The 23,474-nt window shown below is 45.4% G+C and carries 20 protein-coding genes and 2 pseudogenes; 13 read left to right on the forward strand and 9 right to left on the reverse strand.

Features of this window, described 5'->3' with window-relative positions; genetic code table 11:
• Positions 1–26: 26 nt before the first annotated feature.
• Together FS373_RS10065 and FS373_RS10070 are read left to right on the forward strand one after the other, a co-directional pair.
• Positions 27–851 carry a hypothetical protein gene (locus FS373_RS10065; RefSeq protein WP_144044983.1) on the forward strand — a complete coding sequence of 275 codons (825 nt, stop codon included), beginning with the start codon at positions 27–29 and terminating at the stop codon, positions 849–851.
• 451 nt (positions 852–1,302) lie between these two features.
• Complete coding sequence (locus FS373_RS10070) at positions 1,303–1,788, forward strand: TetR family transcriptional regulator (RefSeq protein ID WP_144044984.1); 486 nt, start codon at positions 1,303–1,305, stop codon at positions 1,786–1,788.
• Between the two features lie 74 nt (positions 1,789–1,862).
• Here the strand turns inward: FS373_RS10070 and FS373_RS10075 are convergent, their stop codons facing one another.
• Positions 1,863–2,129 (reverse strand): hypothetical protein, encoded by a 267-nt coding sequence (locus FS373_RS10075; RefSeq protein ID WP_144044985.1) that lies wholly within the window; start codon positions 2,127–2,129, stop codon positions 1,863–1,865.
• Positions 2,130–2,270: 141 nt separating this feature from the next.
• Positions 2,271–3,677 carry a MipA/OmpV family protein gene (locus FS373_RS10080; protein ID WP_152829372.1) on the reverse strand — a complete coding sequence of 469 codons (1,407 nt, stop codon included), beginning with the start codon at positions 3,675–3,677 and terminating at the stop codon, positions 2,271–2,273.
• A 348-nt stretch (positions 3,678–4,025) separates the two neighbouring features.
• Here FS373_RS10080 and FS373_RS10085 point away from each other — a divergent pair, with 348 nt between their 5' ends.
• The 8 genes and pseudogenes from FS373_RS10085 to FS373_RS10130 all read left to right on the forward strand — a co-directional run bounded on the left by FS373_RS10085 (position 4,026) and on the right by FS373_RS10130 (position 13,987).
• Positions 4,026–5,828, forward strand: a complete 1,803-nt coding sequence (locus tag FS373_RS10085) for an assimilatory sulfite reductase (NADPH) flavoprotein subunit (RefSeq protein ID WP_152829373.1) — start codon at positions 4,026–4,028, stop codon at positions 5,826–5,828.
• A 115-nt stretch (positions 5,829–5,943) separates the two neighbouring features.
• Positions 5,944–7,677: an assimilatory sulfite reductase (NADPH) hemoprotein subunit gene (gene cysI / locus FS373_RS10090; protein ID WP_152829374.1), complete on the forward strand. Its 1,734-nt coding sequence runs from the start codon at positions 5,944–5,946 to the stop codon at positions 7,675–7,677.
• Positions 7,670–8,440, forward strand: a complete 771-nt coding sequence (locus FS373_RS10095) for a phosphoadenylyl-sulfate reductase (RefSeq protein ID WP_185977048.1) — start codon at positions 7,670–7,672, stop codon at positions 8,438–8,440. Before cysI ends, FS373_RS10095 begins: the two co-directional genes overlap by 8 nt.
• A 267-nt stretch (positions 8,441–8,707) precedes the next feature.
• A pseudogene (locus FS373_RS31915) lies at positions 8,708–8,812 on the forward strand (phosphoadenosine phosphosulfate reductase); the annotation flags it as partial.
• Positions 8,813–9,595: 783 nt separating this feature from the next.
• Positions 9,596–10,573 (forward strand): Gfo/Idh/MocA family protein, encoded by a 978-nt coding sequence (locus FS373_RS10115; RefSeq protein WP_152829375.1) that lies wholly within the window; start codon positions 9,596–9,598, stop codon positions 10,571–10,573.
• A 125-nt stretch (positions 10,574–10,698) separates the two neighbouring features.
• A complete protein-coding gene (locus FS373_RS10120) occupies positions 10,699–12,444 on the forward strand; it encodes a hypothetical protein (protein WP_144044990.1) in 1,746 nt (581 codons plus the stop codon).
• A gap of 136 nt (positions 12,445–12,580) precedes the next feature.
• Positions 12,581–12,994, forward strand: a complete 414-nt coding sequence (locus FS373_RS10125; RefSeq protein WP_144044991.1) for a DUF3010 family protein — start codon at positions 12,581–12,583, stop codon at positions 12,992–12,994.
• A 138-nt stretch (positions 12,995–13,132) separates the two neighbouring features.
• Entirely contained in the window at positions 13,133–13,987 is an 855-nt protein-coding gene (locus FS373_RS10130; RefSeq protein ID WP_144044992.1) for a PA4780 family RIO1-like protein kinase, read from the forward strand.
• A gap of 45 nt (positions 13,988–14,032) precedes the next feature.
• Here FS373_RS10130 and FS373_RS10135 read toward each other — a convergent pair whose 3' ends face one another.
• From FS373_RS10135 to FS373_RS10155, 5 genes and pseudogenes are all read right to left on the reverse strand, one after another.
• On the reverse strand, positions 14,033–14,557 hold the full coding sequence (locus FS373_RS10135) for a peroxiredoxin family protein (protein ID WP_144044993.1): 525 nt from the start codon (positions 14,555–14,557) through the stop codon (positions 14,033–14,035).
• Between the two features lie 130 nt (positions 14,558–14,687).
• On the reverse strand, positions 14,688–15,071 hold the full coding sequence (locus FS373_RS10140; RefSeq protein WP_144044994.1) for a hypothetical protein: 384 nt from the start codon (positions 15,069–15,071) through the stop codon (positions 14,688–14,690).
• Positions 15,072–15,086: 15 nt separating this feature from the next.
• Positions 15,087–15,440, reverse strand: a complete 354-nt coding sequence (locus FS373_RS10145; protein ID WP_144044995.1) for a hypothetical protein — start codon at positions 15,438–15,440, stop codon at positions 15,087–15,089.
• A gap of 43 nt (positions 15,441–15,483) precedes the next feature.
• Positions 15,484–17,064 (reverse strand): S41 family peptidase, encoded by a 1,581-nt coding sequence (locus FS373_RS10150; protein ID WP_227992659.1) that lies wholly within the window; start codon positions 17,062–17,064, stop codon positions 15,484–15,486.
• Positions 17,065–17,139: 75 nt separating this feature from the next.
• Positions 17,140–17,265 (reverse strand): annotated as a pseudogene (locus FS373_RS10155) (phospholipase A); the annotation flags it as partial.
• Between the two features lie 130 nt (positions 17,266–17,395).
• On the opposite strand from FS373_RS10155, the gene cobA reads away from it, so the two are divergent.
• Positions 17,396–18,262 carry a uroporphyrinogen-III C-methyltransferase gene (cobA, locus tag FS373_RS10160; RefSeq protein WP_144044996.1) on the forward strand — a complete coding sequence of 289 codons (867 nt, stop codon included), beginning with the start codon at positions 17,396–17,398 and terminating at the stop codon, positions 18,260–18,262.
• A 14-nt stretch (positions 18,263–18,276) separates the two neighbouring features.
• Here cobA and FS373_RS10165 read toward each other — a convergent pair whose 3' ends face one another.
• A complete protein-coding gene (locus FS373_RS10165; RefSeq protein ID WP_144044997.1) occupies positions 18,277–19,110 on the reverse strand; it encodes a TIGR03899 family protein in 834 nt (277 codons plus the stop codon).
• 62 nt (positions 19,111–19,172) lie between these two features.
• On the reverse strand, positions 19,173–20,369 hold the full coding sequence (locus tag FS373_RS10170) for an MFS transporter (RefSeq protein ID WP_416221757.1): 1,197 nt from the start codon (positions 20,367–20,369) through the stop codon (positions 19,173–19,175).
• 424 nt (positions 20,370–20,793) lie between these two features.
• On the opposite strand from FS373_RS10170, the gene FS373_RS10175 reads away from it, so the two are divergent.
• Together FS373_RS10175 and FS373_RS10180 are read left to right on the forward strand one after the other, a co-directional pair.
• Positions 20,794–22,179, forward strand: a complete 1,386-nt coding sequence (locus FS373_RS10175; RefSeq protein WP_152829378.1) for a hypothetical protein — start codon at positions 20,794–20,796, stop codon at positions 22,177–22,179.
• Positions 22,180–22,318: 139 nt separating this feature from the next.
• Positions 22,319–23,467 carry an imelysin family protein gene (locus FS373_RS10180; RefSeq protein WP_152829379.1) on the forward strand — a complete coding sequence of 383 codons (1,149 nt, stop codon included), beginning with the start codon at positions 22,319–22,321 and terminating at the stop codon, positions 23,465–23,467.
• Positions 23,468–23,474: the final 7 nt, after the last annotated feature.

Genomic DNA, 23,474 nt, shown 5'->3' on the forward strand with positions numbered 1-23,474 from the left:
ATCATCGGCTACAATAAGGTTGAGCTGTGATTTTGCTCGCACTGGCTTTGAGTGCTAGCTTTTATTGGACCGATGTTGGGGCGAAGCAAGCACTGGTGTGTCAGGTGACGGAGTTGGAATCCTGTTTGGCTAACTTATCTCCTAAAGTCAGGCAACAATTGCCGCAAACTATCGATGGCCTTAATCACGTAATGGCTCGAAGAGGCGCCATGGTGTTACCTCTTGTGGACACACAAGTTTCAGGCCTGATTTTAATCTCACCCTCGCATATCCCGCAGACCATATTGGTGGATCTTTCTGGTGAGCTGCATTCTTTTCCCTTAGTTGAGCCACGAAAATTGACCCTATGGCATGAACTCGGTCATCTGCAAGCAGCAGATTTAGTGGATAGGGGGCTGATGGAGGGACTGACTGATTATCAACATGAATGGGTGGCGGACTGCTATCTGGTCTGGCGCTCGGCGAAAGAGAGACTAAGATTGGATTTAGCCTGGCAGCAATATCACAGAAGAAATATCGATGTGATGAAAGATGTGTCTTTCATGTCTCATTGGACTGTGCCTGTATTATCTCAGCTATTAAGCCGCTACAGCCTGGAGGAGTTAAATCGTTTTGAAACATTCGACGCCTTGATGGGTGATTTTTTACCTCAACTCGAGCAAGCTAGCCAAGATACTTTGGATGAATTCTCCAGCTTAATACATAGAAGCTTCAGCACTCAGGCATCGCTGCATCTTCCCAGCTATATGTATTGGCGCAAGCCTGCCCTGCGTCGCTATTTTGAGTCGACTTTAGTGAGTTTACTCGGAAGAGATGGCGCCAATCTATGGCTACAAGAGCAAAGTCTGTAAATCCCGCTTTTTAAGCTGAATGCCTTAATTCGAACAAGTGATTCGAGATACTCTGGATGAGTTTTTCTGCTTACTCTTTTACTTCTCTTGCTTAAATAGGTAGAAGTTTCAGTATGTGGCGACAAGCGCTAAGTATGTTAATGACTCTGTAAATCCCACTTTTAAGCTGAATGCCTTAATTTGAACAAGTGATTCGAGATACTCTGGATGAGTTTTCCTGCTTACTCTTCTACTTCTCTTGCTTAAATCGTTAGAAGTTTCAGTATATGGCGACAAGCGCTAAGTATGTTAATGATTCTGTAAATCCCGCTTTTTAAGCTGAACCTTAGCTGAACAAGTATCCGATATCTCGCTGATAAACTGAGTTACTCAGGTATTCGCCTATCTGGTTTGATAGCATCTATCAGGACTTTAGGGTACTAAGTACTGAAACAAGATTGGGGGAGCTGTCATGGCCAAACGTTCAAAAGCGCAAACGGAACAAACCATAAAGCAGATTTTGGATGAGGCGTTACAGCAGGTACTATCGATCGGCTATGAGTCCATGTCTTATACTACCTTGTCTGAGGCGACCGGGATCAGTCGCACTGGCATCAGCCATCATTTTCCTCGTAAAGCTGAGTTCCTGATTCGATTAGATGCCAATATTGCAGGCCTCTTTATTAATGACTTGGATTTTTCGACATCAGCGGCATTAGAGAAATCTTGGATGAAAGCCATTGAAAGCCATCGTTTCTGTGCAATCTTGCGTCTGTTTTTTAGCCTGTGTGGTTATTCGAGTAAAGATATCACCATGTTTAAGGCGATCGATATGGCTAGAGATACGGCAATATCAAACTTGGGGCCACAGGGGGAGGGCGTATTCAATGACCTGCTGGGAAGAAGTGCCGTGGTATTGCTCTCCAGAGGCTATGGTATTGAAGCTGATGCTGCATAAGAAAAAATTTAGTCAGGCACAAAAAAGGAGCTAGATGCTCCTTTTTTGTGTCTAAAAATATCTATAGACTCTAATTATCTATTCTCACGTAACACCAGACTGGGATTAAAGTCGATATCACCTTCACTGTCTATGGTTACCAGCTGGCCATCTTGCCTAGCCACTGCTGTCTTTTCGTTCTTGGATTGCCTGACGAATAACAGTTGATAGCCCAGTTTTGCTAAGGTATAGAACGCGAATCTTTGTGCTGTAGATAGTCTGTGCCAGTGCTGGTTTATGTTTGGCTGAGTGATCCTTCTATCATCGAAACCTGCGAAAGAACTGATGGCCGATGCTTGCATATTAACAACTCCTTGTTACTCACTCATGAATATTCTTGAATCTGGCAATATATAACCAGATGCTGATATTTTATGCAAGCTGGTTTGCGTTTTTTGATTCATACCAGATAAACCAATCGTCTATTGCTGGTTTGTTTTATATTAGAAATGCCATTGCAGATATAGGGTCTGATAGTTACTGCCGCCACCGATGCGGCCAAAGGCTGAGCTCTTTTCATAGATGCCGGATCTGTGGTGTATGCTGTAACCCATCCACATCTTGTCCATGGCGCGGTTATTAAATAGGTCACCCATATTTACATCTAAGGAAAAATCCAGATAGTTGAGTAGTTTGGAAGGCTTATAACCTTTCTCTTCCAGCTCCGAGCCTTCTATATAGGTGACGCTTGATACATAGGACAGACCTTCTGCGACACCCAGGCGCCATCTTGGGCCAAATTCGAAGGTGTAGAAGGCCTTGATGGCAATGACGCCTTCGGCCAGATTACTCTGTACTTGAGAGTCGTGGTGCCAAACCAAGCCTGGTGTGAAGTAGAGCTCAATAGGAAAGTTAAACAAGGTCTCGGTGAGACGCGTACCGTAGAATACAGAGGTGAATTGATTATTATAGGGATCTGTCTGGGTTTGCCAGGAGAAAATGGCGTTCAGGTTCGAAGGCGTGGCCCAACCATGTGCAAGGCGTATAAACTCACTATCGCTGCTATTAGGGGCTCTCGATTCGGACTTAGTTGCCTTATTCTTAGTGCTTTTATTACTGAAATCTGGAAAGAAGCCGAAACCGAGAAAGGATTCAAATTGATATTGAGTATCCATGGTCGGTAGGTTAACCGTCTCGTCATCGATGCGACCCACACCAAATTTTCCTAATAGGTATAGGTTGCTATAGAGATGATATCGGGTCTTAATACCCGCATTAAATTCAATCCCACCACTGGCTTCATACTGATCTAAGCCGTAATAGTGTTGGTTAAAATCGGCACTCTTCCAATGAAACTCGGCATAGGGGTTAAGATACCAATTGCCATACTCCCAATGATATTGGGTTCGGGTGTAGCCGTAGCTGCGTTTATTCGAATCAGACATGAAGGCGACATCAAACTCCCAGGCGTCTTGGAGGAATCGATACTGTAGGCCGAAATCGAAGGCCTGAGATTGCGACTCGTTTTGTAGCTCCTGGGGTATGTCGACGAAACGAAAGCGAGTATAGAGGTTAACCTGATGCTCATCATTCTTCCAAAAGTGCACACCCGCTTCCATGCCGTTGATGAAGAAATAATCGTTGCGGTATTTTATCAGTGGTAGCACATCGTACACTTCGTCATCTTCTACAGCAAAGGGAATGTCGCCCCTTCTTACGCCTATTCCTAGTCCCCAGGTTTCCGTTTGGAATTGTGTGGCATAGATCTTAGGTAGCGGCTCATCTGGTTGCACCGCTTCTGGATCACTGTGCTCTGATGATAGTGCCAGCCCGCTATATAACGTGAGAGTTAGGGCAAAGGACTGTGCAAATAGCTGTGATGACGATTGGAGCTGAGAATGATTATTCATAGGGTTGTTTTTAGAGGTCTTTATTTGGTCAGTATAAAATGAAAACAGAAAGTTAAAAGATTTATTATCTCTTAACTTATCTGTATCTATGCTGAATGCAATCACTGATTTTCGCCTCAACTTCAGAAAAGTGCTCTGGCTATCGAAGATAATCCAGTCTTGGTCTAGCCGGGTGACTCAAGTTAATATCCTTATAAATACTGCTGTTTATCGATTCCTTGGCCCCAATAGTTCAATAATAAACCGTCCTATATTCCAAAAAGGTATTAAAAATCAGATTTTATTCTTTTTTGCTTTTCTTTATAGGGGCTAAGCTAACTGACATTACACTGATATAGGGCCGTACCCATGTTGTTAAAAGAGCTTTCATCACTCGCTTCGCCATTGTCGACAGGGCAGGTGGATAAGTTAAAGCAGCTCACCGCTGAGCTGAGTGCCGTGCAACTTGCGTGGGTGAGCGGATATTTATCTGCTACCGCCGAGCAAGGATCCAATCTTCTTGGTAGCGAAACTGCCGTTCAAAGCGCTCCGGCACAAACCATCACCATACTATACGGTAGTCAAACCGGTAATGGTCGTGGGGTTGCAAGCGAATTGGCAGCGAAGGCTCAAGCCCAAGGGTACGCCGTTAACCTTGCTTCCATGGGGGATTACAAGGTCCGTCAACTGAAGCAAGAAACCATATTACTGGCTGTCGTGAGTACTCACGGTGAAGGCGAAGCGCCCGATGATGCTATCGAATTGCATAAATTCCTGGCATCTAAGCGAGCGCCTAAATTAGAAAACCTAAACTATTCGGTGTTGGCTCTGGGGGATTCGAGTTATGAATTCTTCTGTCAGACAGGTAAGGACTTCGATGATCGCCTATCAGCATTAGGCGCTAAGCCACTCCAGACTCTGGTTGAATGTGATGTCGACTATGAATCTGCCTCTGAATTGTGGCAAGAGAGTGTTTTAGAGGCCGTTAAGCCGTTGATCGAAACCTCTGGTGCGAGTGTTGTTTCACTATCTGGTACAGGCATACCAGGCGCAGTAGTGAGTGAGTTCACCAAGCAAAAACCTTATACAGCAGAGCTTCTCGTGAGCCAGAAGTTAACAGGGCGGGGATCGGATCGTGACGTACGACACGTCGAAATCGACTTAGGTGAGTCAGGGCTGAGCTATCAAGCCGGTGATGCGCTGGGAGTCTGGTTTACTAATACAGCAACTTTAGTCGAAGAGCTACTGACTAAATTATCCCTCGACGGCGATGAAGCTGTAACAGTGGGCAAGGATGCGTTATCTCTCAAGCAAGCGTTAATCGAGAAGAAAGAGCTGACTCAGCTTTACCCAGGTCTGATTAAAGATTGGGCCGCTCTTAGCGGTAATGCCGAGCTGCAGAGTATCAGTGATGACAAAGAGCTGACTCGTCAGTTTGTGCGAAATAATCAGCTAGCAGATCTAGTGGCTACTTACAGCGCAGAAGTAACTTCTACTCAGCTGTTGGCCATGCTGCGACCTATCACACCTCGTCTGTATTCCATTGCATCGAGTCAGTCCGAGGTGGAATCAGAGGTACACTTGACCGTTGCCTTAGTCGAAGATGAACGTGAAGGAGCCGCAAGATTTGGTGGCGCTTCACAGTTTCTGGCTCAAGCACAAGAGGGAGCCGAAGTTAAGGTATATGTTGAACCTAATAAGCATTTCAGACTTCCGGAAAATCCAGAGACTCCAGTAATCATGGTGGGGCCGGGCACAGGTATTGCGCCGTTTAGAGCCTTTATGCAGGAACGTGCGGCTCAAGGTATCGAAGGCAATAGCTGGCTTATTTTCGGTAACCCACATTTTGAGCAGGATTTTCTCTATCAAACTGAGTGGCAGCAATATCTGAAAGATGGCTCGTTATCTCGTATAGATTTAGCCTTCTCTAGAGATCAGGCTCACAAGATTTATGTTCAGCACAGAATCGCCGAGCAAGGTGAAGAGCTGTGGAAATGGCTCGAGTCTGGCGCGCATTTCTATATTTGTGGTGATGCCGAGCGTATGGCAAAAGATGTGCATCAGGCCTTGTTGGATATCGCTGTGAAGTTTGGCGGGAAAACCGAGGAGGAGGCCGAGGCCTACTTTGAGCAATTACGCAGCGACAAGCGTTATCAGAAAGACGTTTATTGATATTTAGAAGTCTTGCCGGGTCTGGATACCCGGTAATCAGATCTTCTGTTTAAACCTAATATAAGATGCGATGCCTATTAAGAGCGTCGCACAAGAGATGAGTGAGGCGGTAGCCATGTCAGAGAATAAAAGTGTAGAGCAAGCAGAGCCATTATCAGTCAATGAACATCTTAAAACCGACAGTAATTTTCTGAGAGGCACAATTCAGGAAGGCTTAGATACCGCTGTTACGGGATCATTTAGTGAAGGTGATCAGCAGCTGATTAAATTCCATGGTTTTTACCAGCAAGATGACCGTGATTTAAGAAATGAACGTAAAGAGCAGAAATTGGAGCCGCTCTATAGTTTCATGTTGCGCGCCCGTGTTGCCGGTGGCGTGTGTTCTCCGGAACAGTGGCTGGGTGTCGATGAAATAGCGTCAACCTTGACCAGCTCTAACAGCATACGCTTGACTACGCGTCAGACATTTCAGTATCACGGTATCTCTAAGCGTAACTTGAGAGCCTTGATCCAGAGTCTGGACAGCAAGGCAATGGACTCGATTGCCGCCTGTGGTGACGTGAACCGTAATGTGATGTGTAATCCAAACCCAGTAGAGTCTCGCTTACACGAGCAGGCCTTCTATTGGGCCAAGAAGCTGTCGGATAACTACTTGCCACGTACTAAGGCTTATGCCGAAATCTGGCTGGGAGATGACAAAGTTGCCACCAGTGAAGGTGATGATGTCGAGCCTGTATATGGCAAGACTTACTTGCCACGTAAGTTCAAGATGGCCGTTGCGGTACCACCAGATAATGATGTAGACGTATACACCAATGATTTGGGTTTTATCGCGGTAGCGGAAGAGGGCGAGCTTATCGGCTTTAACTTAGTGGCTGGTGGCGGTATGGGCTCTACCCATGGCGAAGTACAGACATTTCCGCGCCTTGCCGATGATTTTGGCTTTATTAAGGCCGAAGACACATTGAAGTTTGCCGAGGCGATATTAAAAGTTCAACGTGACTGGGGTAATCGTTCTAACCGTAAGCTGTCGAGACTCAAGTACACCATAGTCAAATATGGTTATGAGGTGTTTAAGGCTGAGGTAGAGAAGCGTGCAGGAGTTAAATTTGAGCCCAAGCGCGATGTCGTCATCGGCGATCGCGGCGACCGTTATGGTTGGATAAAAGGTGTCGATAACCAGTGGCACCTGACGTTATTTATCGAAGGCGGGCGCATCAAAGATCTCCCTAGTCAGCCTCTACAAACCGGATTAAGAGAGATTGCCAAGATACATAAGGGCGATTTCCGTATGACCTCTAATCAAAACCTAATCATAGCCGGCGTTGCCGAAGAAGATAAGGCCGAGATAGAAGCCTTAGCCCGTAGCCATGGTCTGATGGGGAAATTGATTACCGAGACCCGAGGCCGCTCAATTGCTTGTGTTGCATTGCCAACTTGTGCCCTCGCCATGGCGGAAGCCGAGCGTTACTTTCCGGACTTCCTGACGAAAGTCGAGTCATTGCAGGAGAAACATGGCTTCCTGGACCAAGGAATCGTTATCCGCATGACGGGTTGTCCTAATGGCTGTGCAAGACCCTTCGCGGCAGAGATTGGCTTGGTAGGTAAAGCGCCGGGTCGCTATAACCTATATCTGGGCGCGAGCTTCGAAGGTACACGTTTAAATAAACTTTATCGCGAGAATATTCAAGAAGCTGAGATCTTATCTGAGCTTGATAGCTTGTTCGCCAAATACGTGGCTGAACGGGAAGAGGCCGAAACCTTTGGTAATTTCACGGTACGCATAGGCGTCGTGGCAGCGGTAATCGATGCCGCTAAGGATTTTCATGGACAGAGTAGTAATGCCTGAATTAAACACTCAGGTTGAATCAGTGGTTTCTGCACAAGAGCTGTTAGCCCTGTTAAGCGCGCCGGCAGTCGAGCAGAAGGGTGAGCTTGAGCGTATCAATCGTTTCCTCACAGAGCTGACCCCTAAGCGAAGAGTCGTCTGGGGATTGAAGTATCTTCCGGGTAACCACGCGTTATCGTCGAGTTTTGGTATTCAAGGTGCCGTGATGTTGAATCTGGTCAGTACTGAGAAGCCGGGTATCCCGGTGATCTTGACCGATACCGGTTACCTGTTTCCCGAAACCTATAAGTTTATCGATGAGCTGAGCGAGCGTTTATCATTAAACCTTAAGATATTCGCCTCACCCATGACCCCTGCCTGGCAGGAGGCGCGTTTTGGCCAGTTGTGGGAGAAAGGCCTCGATGGTTTAGACCAATATAATCGTATGAACAAGGTTGAGCCAATGCAGCGAGCTCTCGATGAACTGAGTGTCGGCACCTGGTTTGCAGGCTTGCGCCGCAGTCAATCCAGTACCCGAGAGGCTCTGCCTATCTTAGCTATTCATGGTTCACGCTATAAGATCTTACCTATCTTAGACTGGAGTAATAAGGATGTGCATGAATACTTAACTGAGCATGACCTACCTTATCACCCACTTTGGGAACAAGGTTACGTGTCGGTTGGCGATACACATTCCAGTAAGCCATTAGAGCTGGGTATGAGTGAAGAGGAGACGCGTTTTAATGGCCTCAAGCGCGAATGTGGGCTGCACTTCGAGATATAGCAGCAAGGTTATGGTTTAAGTTAGTGATATACATTCCAGTAAGCCATTAGAGCTGGGTATGAGTGAAGAGGAGACGCGTTTCAATGGTCTCAAGCGTGAATGTGGTCTGCACTTCGAGATATAGCAGCAAGGTTATGGTTTAAGTTAGTGATATACATTCCAGTAAGCCATTAGAGCTGGGTATGAGTGAAGAGGAGACGCGTTTCAATGGTCTCAAGCGTGAATGTGGTCAGCACTTCGAGATATAGCAGCAAGGTTATGGTTTAAGTTAGTGATACACATTCCAGTAAGCCATTAGAGCTGGGTATGAGTGAAGAGGAGACGCGTTTTAATGGTCTCAAGCGTGAATGTGGACTGCATTTTGAGATATAGATTCATGTCTCTCGCTTTATATTTCTAGTTTTAGTCGACAACAAAATAGGGGCCAGTTGATCTGGCTCTTTTTATGCCTACGGATTTGCAACTTTGTATTTGGCTATCAGTGATAATTAACTTAGTGGTATTCAGGATTCTTGTTCTGCTTATCCACATGCTCGTACTGGTACATCAATACTGTTTGGCTGTAAGTGGGGTTTGTCATTTTGATCTCATCCACCTAATTTTACGGGGAAAATAATCAAGGTGGTGTGCTTTCGTTGTATTTTTAATAAATAATACATTTTTACGCACAAACTTATGCACAGTTAAAAAAACTAGTCTATAGTCAGGAGTTCCCGTAGATGGTTTTAGAATGCTGTTCTGTATAGGAGTCATTGTTAATTTGTGTTGTTTAACTTTGGACTCAATGACTTTTAGATCTTCCTGGAGCTTGTTGTCACCCCCTGTGATGATACTCACTAGAAGTCACAGACGGCCTTTAGAGCCTGTTCACCTCACGTATCCTATTTTATATGTGATTATGTGATTATGTGATTATGTGATTAGGTGATATGTGGTTTTGGTTGGCTTGTTAGCGCCTGCTTAATCAATAGCCGTTGCCCCTGAATAGCCCGATGCGGCTATTCAGGCTCAGTCCAGAACTCTAAAGCTCACCACAGTCCATTCCTGAATTTACTTCATTCAAACATTACTTCTGTTTTTTAAGCCAACATATTTGGTAATCTATTTTAGAACCTAGAACCTAGAACCTAGAAGAGCATACATGGAGAGTAACTTTTGGCAGTAAATATCAAGAGAATACGTATTGGAGTGATTGGCTTTGATACTATCGGTAAATATATAGTCGATGGTGCGTTGGCACATAATGAGTTTGAAGTTGTAGCCATCTTCGATCCTTCCTTGCCGTCTGTGTCTGCTGAGTTTATGTCCAAAGCAGAATATAGACACATCAGGCTGATGGCATCGGCCAATGAGCTGGTTTCATGCGAGCAGGTCGATCTTGTTTATATCGCCACGCCTCCGGCATCCCATATTGAATATTGTCGTTTAGCCTTAACTCAGGGAAAGGCAATATGGTGCGAGAAACCCCTCAGTATAGATCTTAGTGCAGCAGGTATATTAGTCGAAGAGGTTGAGGCCTCCGGGGTTATGTCTGCCGTTAATTTGTCATTAGCCAGCAGTCCAATTCTAGATAAATTAGTATCACTCACAAAAGAGGTTGAGCATGGAGAAGCTCGGCAAGTAGAGATGAGGTTTCACTATAGCGAGTGGCCGAGGCATTGGCAGGCTGGCGCGGCCAACTGGTTAAGTTCAAGAGAGCAGGGCGGTTTTCTTCGTGAGGTTTTCTCTCATTTTGTATTTCTACAGCATCGCCTGTTTGGCGAGATGAAGCTAACTAACTGTCAGATCTCCTTTGTTAAAGGGGGCTGCGAAACTTATGTGATGGCCGAGTACCTCTGCGGCGATCTCCCCATCAGAGTCAGTGGTGGCATAGGAGGAGTCGCACCAGACACCAATGAATGGACTTTATATACCGATAGACGCGCTATCAGATTTTCAGATTGGAATAAATTGAGTATGGGAACCTTGGAACGTTGGAGTGATATCGACACAGGTCAAGTGGGGAGTTCTGTTTTATTACAGCTGGATGAAGTTGCCAAGATGATGGCCGGGAAACCTAATAAGCTGGCGAGTTTCGGGGAAGCCTTAGCGGTTCAAGTCGTCGTGGAACAAACCTTGAATTCAAGCTGTTAAAGGCCATCTTCTTATTTTTGAGAACCTTTTTCTCTGCATATATAGTATATTAGAGACTTTAATGTCAGGGCGTTTTCAACATCCCCCAAAATACAAATTTCGATCTATAAAATGGAGTTTAATGAATGAAAAAAATACTAATCGCTGCGGCTGTGGTTGCCGTCGGTGCCGGTGGATATTGGTTTAGCCAGCAGCCCGGAGAGGAAGCGAGTCAGTCTAATGAAGTATTGGCTTCGGTACCTGCAGATACGCCTATATTTTCGGGTCAGTTAAAGCCTTTTCCTATCAAGTCTTATATCAACTCATTGTCTCAAAGTTACAAGACCTATCCAGAGGATATGTTTGCCGAGTTAGAGCAGTCTGATGATGCCAGAGCTAAGTTTTTTGTCAGCTTGAGTCGGGCCTATATGGATAGTATGGAGAGCGGCCAAAAATTTGTGGCCACTTTTGGTCTAGCCGATGATATCAGAAGTTATTTTTACACCCTAGGCCTGCTACCTGTACTCAAACTTGACGTCGAAAAGCCTGAGGCTATTTGGGCTCTGCTTGATAAGGCGGAAAAGGACAGTGGCTTCAGTCACCAAATGAAGACCTTGAAAGGGCTATCTTATCGCTCTTATACGTTAACAGATGCAGGCGATGCCGAACCTATTGAGTTACTGTTTTCACAGCAAGATGGCTTGCTAACGATCACCTTAAATGCGTCTATGCTTACCGAAGATACTCTCGAAACGGCGCTTGGCATTAATCCCGTGACACCTTCATTAGCGGATTCAAAGATATTACAAGATATCATTAAAACTCACGGTTTTAGCGATGAAGCTGTCGGTTTCGTCAATCATCAAGAGTTAGTTAAGGCCATTACTACCAAAGATGGTAATCAGCTGGCCCGTCAGGTGACGGCGATTCTTGCTCAAGAGGGAGAAGACCCATTGTTGGAGCTTCGCACTCCCGAGTGCCATAGTGAATTTACGGCTATTGCCGCTAATTGGCCGCGCACCGTATTTGGTTTGAATAGTGTTTCGATAGGAGACCAAGAGAGTAGTCTGGATTTCTCTACTGTGATTGAGAGTAAAAATCAGACATTTCTGAATGCACTTAAGAGCATGCGTGGCTTCATTCCAGATTACGTGAAGAACAGTCGTGATAGCGTATTTTCCATGGGTCTGGGCATAGAGTTAAATCAATTGGTTCCCTCACTAACTGCCGTATGGGATGAGATGCTACAACCTCAATACCAGTGTCAGGTTTTACAAGAGTTTCAGCAAGAGATGTCGGGTCAAAACCCTGCGATGTTAGGTATGTTTACCGGCATGGCGAATGGAGTCCGTGGCGTGAGTGCGGCACTCCTTGATTACAAGTTTACCGAGCAAGCCGCGGGCGCAGAGGGTGAGCCAAGCTTAGAGAGTGTCGATGCTATTATAAGCCTGTCAGCAGATAATCCGAGTATCTTGTTTAACATGGTGAAGCCTTTCGCCCCTGAGCTGGCCAATATTCAATTACCACAAGATGGTAGCCCTGTTGACCTTTCTCAATTGCTTCCACTTCCGCCCGAATATGGCATCTCTCCTAAGCTGGCGCTGAAGGGCAAACATTTAGTCCTGTATACTGGAGACAAGGCTGAAGCTGTGGCTAATAAGCTGGCTGATGAAAAATTAGACAATAACGGTTTGTATAGTGTTTATCTGGATTATAGCAAGGTGTTTGCGCCGATCTTAAGCTTGGCTGAGATGACTGGCGAACCATTGCCGGAAGAGTTTTCTATGATGAAAGATTACAATATGCAGGTGCAGATGGGCCTGGATATCAATGACCAGGGTATAGTCTTTGACTCATACATGAATAGTAAAGCGACACCCGGTGGCGAGTAATACGAGTCGCTAATAGGTTATTATAAAGTGCTAAAAAAGAGCCAGCCCTGCTGGCTCTTTTTTGTGTCATAGCAATCGATATAAAGACGGCATTAAAGATAACTGTAATAAATAAATTAGAAGGCGGAGGTAATAAGTGGTCATTGCTGGACTGTTTTTAAAAGCAAATGAAGTGAGAATGGTAAGTCTGAGTGGTACGCGTGAATCCCATGAGCTGGTGGCAGCTAAGATAAACAAGTTAGCGCTAAATAAGAATCCCACCCGGGAAGAGGTCAGCCAGTTTGCTACCGAGGTTAAGGCTTATTGCGGCGAGCATCAAGTTGAGAAAATCGTGATGAACAGGCGTGCCAGTAAGGGCCAAGGCGCCGGCGGTGCAGGGACCTTCCTGATGGAAGGGGTTATATTGGCAAGCTCAATGATAAATGTTGACTTGGTTCATCCTGCCACAATGAGAGCGACTGATAAACGCACTGCGACCCTAAAAGATTTAAAACCTAAAACGGTCGATTTAGGTAAGGCTTATGATCTGGCGTTTGAGCTGTTAAACTAGCCGAAATAATATAAGTTTTTGAAAAGTTACTGTAATTGTAGAAGTTACGTTCGTGGGTTTGGTTTTTGGAATGATCTTGTTCCCATGAAAATTTGTTTTAATATTCCATCGAAGCCTTAAGTAAGGTATAACGGCGCTATGAAAATACCGAAACGCATTCAGCCTCTCGTCGATGAAGGCTTAGTTGATGAAGTCCTTCGCCCCTTGATGAGTGGCAAAGAGGCCGATGTTTATGTTGTCCGCTGTGGCGACGATGTTCGTTGTGCCAAGATTTATAAAGAAGCCGAGAAGCGTAGCTTCAAACAGGCTGTACAATACCGAGAAGGCAGAAAGAGCCGTAACAGTCGCCGAGCTAGAGCCATGGAGAAGGGCTCGAAATTTGGCCGTAATGAGCAGGAAAACTCCTGGCAAAATGCCGAAGTCGATGCCCTGTTTCGCCTAGCCGATGCCGGCGTTAGAGTCCCGCAGCCTTACGGTTGTTTCGATGGTGTGCTATTGATGGAGCTGATCACCGACGATCAAGGATTTGTAGCCCCAAGGCTCAACGACATCACCTTGACCCGTGAGCAGGCACTAGAGCAGCACAAGTCAGTGATAAAAGATGTACAGCGTATGTTGTGTGTCGGCCTTATTCATGGCGACTTGTCTGAGTTTAATGTGTTGCTGGACAGTAATGGCCCAGTGATCATAGATCTCCCCCAGGCTGTCGATGCAGCAGCAAACAATAATGCTAAGCGCATGCTTGAACGTGATGTGAACAATATGACCCGATATTATGGTCAGTATGCTCCTGAGCTGCTTAGTAGCAAGTATGCTAAAGAGATGTGGGCTCTGTTCGAGTCGGGTAAGTTAAATTCTGAGTCTGAACTGACAGGCAAGTTTAAAGAGAGTACTAAAGCTGCGGATGTCGAGTCGGTGCTCGCTGAAATTGAAGCGGCCTTCGATGAAGAGCAGGAACGCAAAGAGCGTATCCGCGAAGCTGAGGAAGGTTAAAGAAAAGGTTCTAGTTCCTAGGAACTAGAACCTTTTATCTAGGGACTAAATACTTTTTTCTACCCCTAACAGCTCCAAATTTGCGGCTATATCTTCTGCTGCCGTTGCTGCATTAATATCTTCATCTATCTTAATGATCTTGCCATCTTTGCCTACATAGAAGGTGACGCGACTGGCGACACGAACGAAATTTAGCACATCGTAGGCCTTTGCCGTTTCCTTGGTAGGATCGCTCAACATGGGGAAATCGGCTTTCTGTTTCTTGGCGAAATCTTGATTGTCTTCTAAGTCATCGACACTAGCCATCATATAGACCGCGTTATATTCCCTGATTAAGTGCCCCTTCTGAACCAGGGAGCGACACTCCAGTGTACAGCCATGAGTGTTCGCCATGGGGTACCAGGCGAGGACCAGAGTCTGCTTACCTAAGTAATCACTTAGCTGATAGAAATTGCCATCTGTAGATTGTAGTCTGAAATTTGGTGCAGTATCTCCAACCTTGAGGTCGGTCGCCATGGCGGAGAAGCTGAGTATGGATAATAGGATAAGCTTGAACGACATTTTAAACATCTTTAGTACCTAGTCTGTATATTGCTTGTTATATCAATCGGTATTACCGATATAGGGTCCTTTCAAATTAACACATTAGCAGATGCGTGTAAGCTTATAGAGATGAAGCTAAATCATCGAACAGGATTCTTTATGGGGTGATTGAGCATGATGTGGTTATTTTTAACCTCTCATCTCCCTCGACTAATACGCAAAGGCTTTCGCCCAGTTCTAGGTTTAACACCTGCTGTTTAGGTGTGGCGATATCTGAGTCCAGATGCTTGATCAATATATGAAATTCTAAGCGTATCATCTCATCGGAAATCAGTGTTGGCAATGCAGTGACAGAGATATGGTCGTTGTCTAAATGACATCTAGTTTCAGCAATACCCGTTTGCGTTTCATCGATAAGGGGAATTCCATCGAGTGTTATACGGAGTTTGAGCGTGATCCTAGGTTTGCTCGTTAGCTCTGATTTGGCAGCCTTGTTCCTATACTGTGCATTTAAGTAAAATCCGCCAATAGGGCTACTCATCACTAAATACCTCCTTTATTGCTGTGCATTCTTGCTGTTTTCTAGACCTATGAGTAAGTTTGCATAATTTATCCAGTCAATGATGAGTGCCTTCACCATCATTTGAGTACCTGGGTCTACCTGAGGGTGTTGTCCTTTTTTTTGCAGGGATTCAACTACCCCTCTAACGTCCAATGGGACCAGCCCTATCTTGAAGTTGTCTTTGGGACTAGGGTTATTGTCAGGTTGAGGATTGATGGGACTGCACATTTGATTTTGTACTGTGAGTGCCAGTTTCGGATTTATGCTACGCAATAGGGTGACAGTCATACGCAAAGCACCGCGGCTAAACGTATCGGCGGTTAACACTAACTCTTCCTGACTCGGCATAACCCTCTCCTTTTGGCTCTTCACTTCCTGTAGCTCTTTGACTTTATTGTTGTAACGCCACTCGGGACTCTACAGTGGTCGTCCCATCCGAGCTATGCTCGACACTTAATACCCGCTTAGCTTCAATATTGGGACTCTTGAGAGTGTAGACGGTATCTCGATCTTGCTGTTCACTTTCTATCAGTGATAACAGCCCTTGCCAGTTTATAACCTCAGTGATGGGTAGCGGAATATCGGGTTGAGTTCCTACGCTAGACAGCAATTTCCCTTGCATGTTGTAGGTGAGGCTCGCCGTAAACTCAATCTTTATGCCACTGTTGGGTAAGGTGAACCCATACCGTCGACCTAAGTCCCCAGAAGTCTTTTCGCCGATAAGTGTCACTCGTGACAATGACTTTGCAAAGTAGGCTATCCACTCACATTCCCGTCGACATTCAGGGCCTATGATTAAGCCGAGGCGATTAGATATTGGCGTGCCTGACTCATCTCTATTTAAATTTTTAGCCAGTGGCGATCTTCTTCCGTACCAGAGACCGAACTTGTCAGCTTTATTCAAATCAATCGTTTGGCTTGTCTGACTGAACTCTAGTTGTTCGAAGAAATTAAACTCATCAAAAGGAATAAAGCCCAGAGGCCTGAGAAAGTCGGATTTGAACTCGAGGGAGCGGCGATATTGCCCTAGGGCAATAAGATGCTGTGGTACCTGTGTCTGATTATAGACAGATTTGGGGTTAGGATAATGACGGGCGATGAAATGTAACAGTTTATCACTGTCTCCTACGGCACTCCTCAGATCTATGATAGTTAGCGCTTGCTGTGAACCTTTCTCCAGGCTTGTCACTAGGTCTGAGTCGCTACCATAGCTAGATAATAAATCGATTGAGACATACAAGGGCTGATTCTTCATGCCGTCATCGTTCAAGCTGTTCACCATGCCGGCGATGAGCTCTCTGGGAGGATGGAGCTGATGCTTGGCAACTGGCAAGATTAACTGAATGTTGGAATCCTGATTATTGCTGAGGGACAGGGTTACCTGAGCTTTGAGGGGCAACCCCATGTCGTGCCTCAGAATATCCAGCTGTGAAAGCCAGTGCACACGCTCACTGATGCTCTCATTCAGAGGGTTTGAGATAAACTTTTGACTGACTTGTTCCCAGCGAGATAGAGGAAGGCCGTCGATATGAGTAATGAAAGGATGATCGGGATCTATCGGGGTGGCGTTTTCATCCAGTGCAAGCCAGGAGTCTGCAAGTGGCTTGAGGATCACAGGTAAAATAGACAGAGGCTCACTGGGAGATGTGACTATCACTCCCGGATCTTCGAGAGTGGCGAGTAGTTTTACGATTTCAGCATAAAAATATTGGGTTTCGAGCGAGTTGGTGACTCGGTAAATAAGAGGCTCGATATCGGCTTCTATCTTAGTGAATCTCTGCTCATCTAATGCTGCAAATGCTGAATGTAACTTAACTTCGTTTATCAATACATCGAGATCTTGATGCATTTCACTCTGAGTTAGGCGGGTTTTATAGTCGACAGAATATAGGGTTAAGCGTGCTAGCTGTAGGGTGCTGATCAGCAGGCAGAGTCCAAATACATTGACTATCTGTGGAAATCCGAATCTCAATATCTCTCCTTGATACACGTCTGTTCACTACCCGGAGGCAAGATCCATTGGCTTGGTTTGTTAGCCGCCCGAACTTCAGCGATTAAAAATGGTTTGAGTACAGTTATAGTTTACCCATAAAAGATCGTTAAGGGATACGCAGATCCCTCTGCTTTGAGTATGAGCATTATAGTCGATAAGGCTCTCTCCGTAACCGTTAAAATTATTGAGTGTAAATTATAAGCTCCTGCACTTAATAACTAAAACGTATAACAGTAAAGAAATAACTATTTATTAAGTTATAAGTAGACGGTTATATTTACACTATTAAAATCGAGTGTGGGGCATAGAGATGGAAATAGTCGCTTTACCTGGCCAGAGAGCTGGTGGCAAAGTTTGGTTGGTGGGTGCGGGTCCGGGAGATGTTGAGCTGTTAACGCTCAAGGCATACCGAATCCTCCAGAGCGCCGATGTTGTCCTCTATGATGCCCTGGTCAGTGAAGACATCATGGCTCTGGTTCCCAAGGATGCCGAGAAAATTGCAGTCGGTAAACGTGCGGGTAAGCACAGCGCCGCTCAAGATGAGATCAATCAACTCTTAGTCACCAAAGCCTTTACTAAGCAGAGTGTTGTGCGACTTAAAGGGGGCGACCCGTTTATTTTTGGCCGCGGAGGCGAAGAACTGCAGAGCTTAGTCGAATCGGGTTTAGAGTTTGAAGTCGTTCCGGGTATCACGGCTGCCAGTGGCACATCGGCCTATGCGGGCATTCCACTGACCCATAGAGATTATGCCCAAGGGGTAACCTTTATCACAGGTCATTGCCAGCTAGAGAGCCGCCCAATGGATTGGAATAGCTATGCAAATCCCAATAACACCTTAGTTATCTATATGGGAATATTGAATGCTGGCTTGATAAAGTCTGGGTTGTTAGGGGCTGGACGCAATATCGATACCCCAGTGGCAATTGTTTCCAAGGCCACTACACAAGATCAACGGTGCTTCATAGGTACATTGGGAGAGTTAGAACGATTAGCATCAAATCCTGCGCTTAAAATGCCAGCCTTGATGATCATCGGTGAGGTGGTCGAACTCGCCGACACCTTGAACTGGTTTAAACCTGACTCTAATCAAAAAGACAGGGTTCGAAACGACGGGGCTCAAAATAAATTGCTGCACGGTGAATTGACTCAAAAATTAAAGGTCGATCTAGCACAATAAACCTTATTTCAAGGCTATTCGATCTTGAAGTCTTTGGCGAACAGAGTCCTCATGGCCTTGGTATATTCACTGTCAGGTTTAGGGTGAATAAGCTGGGTGAGTTCATCACCAATCGGCGTTAAACGATAATAGTTAAATAATAGATGGCCGCTTTTTGGGGTCAGTTTCATCTTAGTATCGAACAAGGTGAAATGGATAGGTGTCTTACTGTTTAATAAACCTGTTTCGAATTCACTTCGGTGGAGTATACCTGCATCGATTAAGGTGAGAATATTGGAATAAGGCAGGCCAAAATTTGATAAGCCGATATTAATGGGTGATGACTTTCTGAATATCTGGCCAATTCCGCCAGTATATCGATATCCAATGATGAGCTTTAAACGAGTCTCGTTATTGACCTTCACTGCCATGCCTAAGGCTTTCTCTAATATTTGTGCTTCTTTGTGAGTTAACTGTTTCAGTGTTGTCAGGGTCCTTAGGCTAAAGTTACCTGGATTGGTGATTTCATTGGCGAGAATTCTGCCCCATAACTCCTGCATTTTTCGGTTATGTATCTGCTCTGCGATTTGAAAAAACTGATGTGACCAATCGGGATCGAGATCGGCCCCTGTTACGTCTGATGGCGTGATGCTCAAGGCTATCTTATAGATGGTTTCCAGATTGATTTGATACTGGCTCATCAACTTTCGCTGCCGGTGTTCGGCGCGCTCTGCGACCGAGGCTGTGGTTGCCCGATAGCCCTCTTCACTACTCAACCCAAGCTGAAGGCCTAATAGGAGCGCCTTCTTGCGCGCAGAGACATCAGATTGTGTTGACTTTACTTCGCTGATTTTCGCTATTTCGGCCATATCACTCTCAGTTTAATATAATACGTCTTGCACTTATTTACTCGAATCTAGCGTCATTGACCTCATTGTCTTGGGTCGGTGAGCTGAACATTTTTTCTGGACCAGCTCCAATTGACTTCGTTGCCTTGGGACGGAGTGCTCGGAATATTTCGGGCCAGTACTAGGGAGCATACCGCGAAGCCTGCCCCTATATAAAATACAGCTTGTGGTGAATATAGCCAGAGTAGACCCAGTAAAACCGGGATCACTACGGCGGCAATATGATTAATAGTGAAGCTTACCGACATGGTGGCAGCAATGTCTTTACCGTCGGCAATCTTCTGAAAATAGGTCTTGATGGCAATCGCCATGGCAAATAACAAATGATCGATAACATAGAGAGCCGCAGCTATTTCGGGTTGCTGCACCCAAGCATAGCTGATAAAGATGATGATCAGGCCTAGGTATTCGATGGTGAGCGCTCGGCGTTCGCCTATTCGGCCGATGAAACGACCTATTGCTGGAGCAAACAGTAGATTAACGACGTAATTAATTAGGAACAGACTGGTAATTTCACTGACGCTATAACCGAATTTCTCTACCATCATAAAGCCAGCGAAAACCATGAAAATCTGCCGCCGGGCTCCGGAGAAAAAGGTGAGCAGGTAGTAGAGCCAGTATCTCTTCCTGAGAATGATCTTCTTATGTTGCACTTCACCTACTTCAAATTTAGGAAAGTATAAGGTGACGATCAGCACCATCAATAAGCCTAAGCAACCTATGAGAGCATACATATACACATAATCGAGTTTTAGCCAGCTCATCACTAACCAGATGCTGGCATAACCTGAGAGTGCGGCGGCAGAGCGCCAGGCTAGCGCTTTTCCGAGAAATCCAGCAGTCTCCTTTTTGTCTACCCACTGTAGGGTCAACGATTGATTTATGGTTTCGAAGTAATGGAAGCCCACAGACATAATCACTGTGGTGATATAGAGGCCGAGTACCTGAGGGAAAAATCCGGTAACCGCAACGCCTATGGATAAAACCGCCAGAGAGGCTAAGGCGAAGGTTTGTTCGCGGATGAGTAGTAGCACGAATATGGCCGTGAAGGCTAAGAAGCCAGGAACCTCACGCAGGCTCTGAAGTATGCCGATTTCTACGCCAGTAAATTGCGCTCTCTCTATGACAAAGTTATTGAGCAGTACCTGCCAAACGGCGAATACTAGCGACATGATGAAGGTCATCCAAAGCAGGAGACTCTGCGGGTTTTTCTGCTTCATTAGATCTTCCATATGGCAATTAATGCAGGTATAGGGCGTCAGTTTCAGCTCGTATCAAGTCGCTAGTTATAGACAAAACGATATCAGCAGCGAGGACAGTTCGGCTGATTGACCTGATTTACTATTCGGGGGCTAGCAATTTAACAAGGAGTCTACATGAGTTTTTTCTCAATTGGTTAACGATTATTGCCTCATTTCCTATCTAGTCTTCCTAAAAACTCGCTGCGACTAAGCCCTCTATCTAGTAGGAACTCCTTAAATTCTTATTTTTACTAGTACAAACTACATATATTAGCTATTACAAATGTAAGTTTTTTGTAAATGCTGTTGCAAAGGAAAGTGTAAATTCTAATGCAAATGATTTTCATTTGTAGTATTTTGTTCGCGAATTTAGGTGATGCTGTTAATTTGTGCGGAGAAATAAATGAAAACCAAGTTAAGTTTGTTGGCTTTATGTATAGCTGGCTTTAGTTGTACTAGTGCCATGGCGGCAACAGACCCGGCTCAATTAGAGCTGGCGATTGCTAAACAGGAAGCGGAACTCAATAAGCTTAAACACGATCTTGCCGAGTTAGCAGCCCAACAAAAAATGCAACTAAAGCAGCAAGAAGAGCAGGCTGAAGTGGTTGCAGCTGCAAAAAAAACGCTAACTGAAAGTAATTGGAGTAAGTTTTCTTTCAAGTCATACGGCAGCATGACTTACACCAGCGATGAGTATTACCAGAACGTACAGGATACCAGTCCAGAACGTCGTGGCCGTTTCGATCTCGAACGTATAGTCACCGAGTTCGGTTACCAGTTCAACGATGAATGGGATATGGAAGTCGAGATCGAGTACGAACATGGTGGTACAGGCACGGCCCTTGAATATGATGGTTTCGATGAGTTCGGTGAGTTTGAAACTGAAGTCGAAGCCGGTGGTGAGGTCATGATCGAGAAGGCTGAGTTGAGATACCGTCCCAGTGATGAATTTGGTGTCAAGTTCGGTAATATTCATCTGCCAATTGGACTTTCAAGTATCTTACATAAGCCAGATCAATACCTGACTGTATTGCGTCACCGTAGTGAGGCGGCCATGTTACCCGCTGTTTGGAATGAGATGGGTGTCGGCATATTTGGTGAGATGGCTAATTTCCACTATCAAGCTCAGGTTGTCAGTGGTCTAAACTCCGAATATTTCCGTACCTATGACTGGATAGCATCCGGCCACCAGAAGCGCTTCGAGAGTGTTAATGCAGACGACCTTGCCTATGCATTGCGTCTTGATTACGGCAATTTTAAAAAGGGCAGCGCCGTTGGCGTCGCTTATTACTATGGCAATACCACAGGTAACCGTCATAAAAGCAACAAGGTGAGTGGTGATGGTACGGTTAGTATCTTGGCCATATCTGGCGCCTTCGTACAAGGACCTTGGATCTTACGCGGTCAGTACCTGAACGGTACTTTGAGTGACGCAGATGGTATCACTCAAGCTAACAAGACCACACCAGGTCTAAAGCCTGGCAACTTTGCCCAAGTCGGATCCGAGTCTGAAGCCTTCTTCGTCGAGGCAGGGGTAGATCTGAGCCATTTCACTTCGATCCCAGTTACCGTTTTTGCCAATATCGATTACTCGAACCCGCTAGCCGATGTCGATACCGGCACTGCGTCTAAGCGCTATGAGAATACCTGGACCAGTATCGGAATTAACTATTTCCCAATTGCTGAGATTGTTATCAAAGCGGAAGCCGGACGTCAGCAAGTTGCCGTGTCTTCAATTCCGGACACAAACTTTTTCGCCCTGGGCGTGGGTTACCAGTTCTCACTATAACACCTGATTTTTTGTCATTTTACTCGGCGTCACGTGTGTTCATGCATAAGCAATGAGCACACATCTAGGACTCGGGGAGGCCCTTGCACACTATGCAGGGGTAGGCGCACCTAATTATAAAGTAAAAATGGAGATTTACATGAAACAACTTAAGTACTCAGCAGTCGCAATTGCACTCATCTCTACACTCGCCGCATGTGGCGGTTCAGGTAGCGATGACACAACACCACCGCCTACTGATGACAAGTTTGAATTTGCCGCGACTGAGATGATCACTAACTTGACCGACGATGTGATTATCAGTGGCTACTCGACGCTGGCGATAAAAGGCGAGGAGATGTTTCTTGCGTCTCAAACTCTAGTGGCTAACAAGACTCAGGCTAACCTGCTTGCAGCACAAGAAGCCTGGAAGGCGGCTCGTCAGCCTTGGGAACAAGGTGAGTCACATATCTTTGGCCCAGTAGATTCATTAGGTATCGATCCACACTTAGATAGCTGGCCATTAAACACTACAGACCTTAAAACTGTGTTAACTAATAACTCAGGTTTCTCTGCCGATACCATCAAGGGTTGGAACGATGATGTTCAGGGCTTCCACACCATGGAATATCTATTATTTGGTGACGGTGTTGTCGATAACCAGAAAGATGTTGCCGACTTAAGCATGTCAGAAGCCGAATACTTGATGGGTCTATCGGAAGTGTTCCGTGACTACACCAAGACTCTTGATGATTCATGGCTGATAAGTCATGACGGTCAAACAGGTAAAGCCTATGGTGAATTGGTTAAGAATCCGGGAACAGCGGATAACACCTTTTACGCTTCTCAGGTCGGTGTGATTCAGGAGCTGGTAAACGGCATGATTGGCATTGTCGATGAAGTGGGTAACGGTAAGATTGCCGATCCATTTGGCACTTCGGCAGCAACTGCTGATACCTCTAAAGTTGAGTCGCAGTACTCATGGAACTCACTGACAGATTTCAGCGATAACATCATAGGTGTGCGTAATGTCTACCAAGGTGAGCTAACCGGTGCCAGTGACAAGCAAGGCATTATCGATTTCGTTAAGGCCGGCGATGAGGCGCTTGCACTGCGTGTAAGCAGTGAAATTGATGATGCCATCATTAAGATCCAGGCTATCAAGGGCTCTAACAATATGCCATTCCGCCAGGCAATTGCCGATGCTGAAGGTCGCGGAAGAATCCAAACTGCTGTGGATGCGCTTTCTAAGCTACAAGCCAGTCTGGAGTCAGATGTTGTTCCTCTACTTAATAAGTGGAAAGTATAACTCCCTA

It is taken from the genome of Shewanella sp. YLB-07, assembly GCF_009377275.1.

Excerpts from the sequence above, each read along its gene's own strand:
- FS373_RS10095 (WP_185977048.1), top strand. The coding sequence starts at position 7,670 with ATGCCTGAATTAAACACTCAGGTTGAATCAGTGGTTTCTGCACAAGAG.
- cysI (WP_152829374.1), top strand. The coding sequence starts at position 5,944 with ATGTCAGAGAATAAAAGTGTAGAGCAAGCAGAGCCATTATCAGTCAAT.
- FS373_RS10070 (WP_144044984.1), top strand. The coding sequence starts at position 1,303 with ATGGCCAAACGTTCAAAAGCGCAAACGGAACAAACCATAAAGCAGATT.
- FS373_RS10145 (WP_144044995.1), bottom strand. The coding sequence starts at position 15,440 with ATGCCGAGTCAGGAAGAGTTAGTGTTAACCGCCGATACGTTTAGCCGC.
- FS373_RS10165 (WP_144044997.1), bottom strand. The coding sequence starts at position 19,110 with ATGGCCGAAATAGCGAAAATCAGCGAAGTAAAGTCAACACAATCTGAT.
- FS373_RS10085 (WP_152829373.1), top strand. The coding sequence starts at position 4,026 with ATGTTGTTAAAAGAGCTTTCATCACTCGCTTCGCCATTGTCGACAGGG.
- FS373_RS10135 (WP_144044993.1), bottom strand. The coding sequence starts at position 14,557 with ATGTTTAAAATGTCGTTCAAGCTTATCCTATTATCCATACTCAGCTTC.
- cobA (WP_144044996.1), top strand. The coding sequence starts at position 17,396 with ATGGAAATAGTCGCTTTACCTGGCCAGAGAGCTGGTGGCAAAGTTTGG.
- FS373_RS10075 (WP_144044985.1), bottom strand. The coding sequence starts at position 2,129 with ATGCAAGCATCGGCCATCAGTTCTTTCGCAGGTTTCGATGATAGAAGG.
- FS373_RS10130 (WP_144044992.1), top strand. The coding sequence starts at position 13,133 with ATGAAAATACCGAAACGCATTCAGCCTCTCGTCGATGAAGGCTTAGTT.
- FS373_RS10140 (WP_144044994.1), bottom strand. The coding sequence starts at position 15,071 with ATGAGTAGCCCTATTGGCGGATTTTACTTAAATGCACAGTATAGGAAC.
- FS373_RS10180 (WP_152829379.1), top strand. The coding sequence starts at position 22,319 with ATGAAACAACTTAAGTACTCAGCAGTCGCAATTGCACTCATCTCTACA.
- FS373_RS10170 (WP_416221757.1), bottom strand. The coding sequence starts at position 20,369 with ATGAAGCAGAAAAACCCGCAGAGTCTCCTGCTTTGGATGACCTTCATC.
- FS373_RS10175 (WP_152829378.1), top strand. The coding sequence starts at position 20,794 with ATGAAAACCAAGTTAAGTTTGTTGGCTTTATGTATAGCTGGCTTTAGT.
- FS373_RS10120 (WP_144044990.1), top strand. The coding sequence starts at position 10,699 with ATGAAAAAAATACTAATCGCTGCGGCTGTGGTTGCCGTCGGTGCCGGT.
- FS373_RS10080 (WP_152829372.1), bottom strand. The coding sequence starts at position 3,677 with ATGAATAATCATTCTCAGCTCCAATCGTCATCACAGCTATTTGCACAG.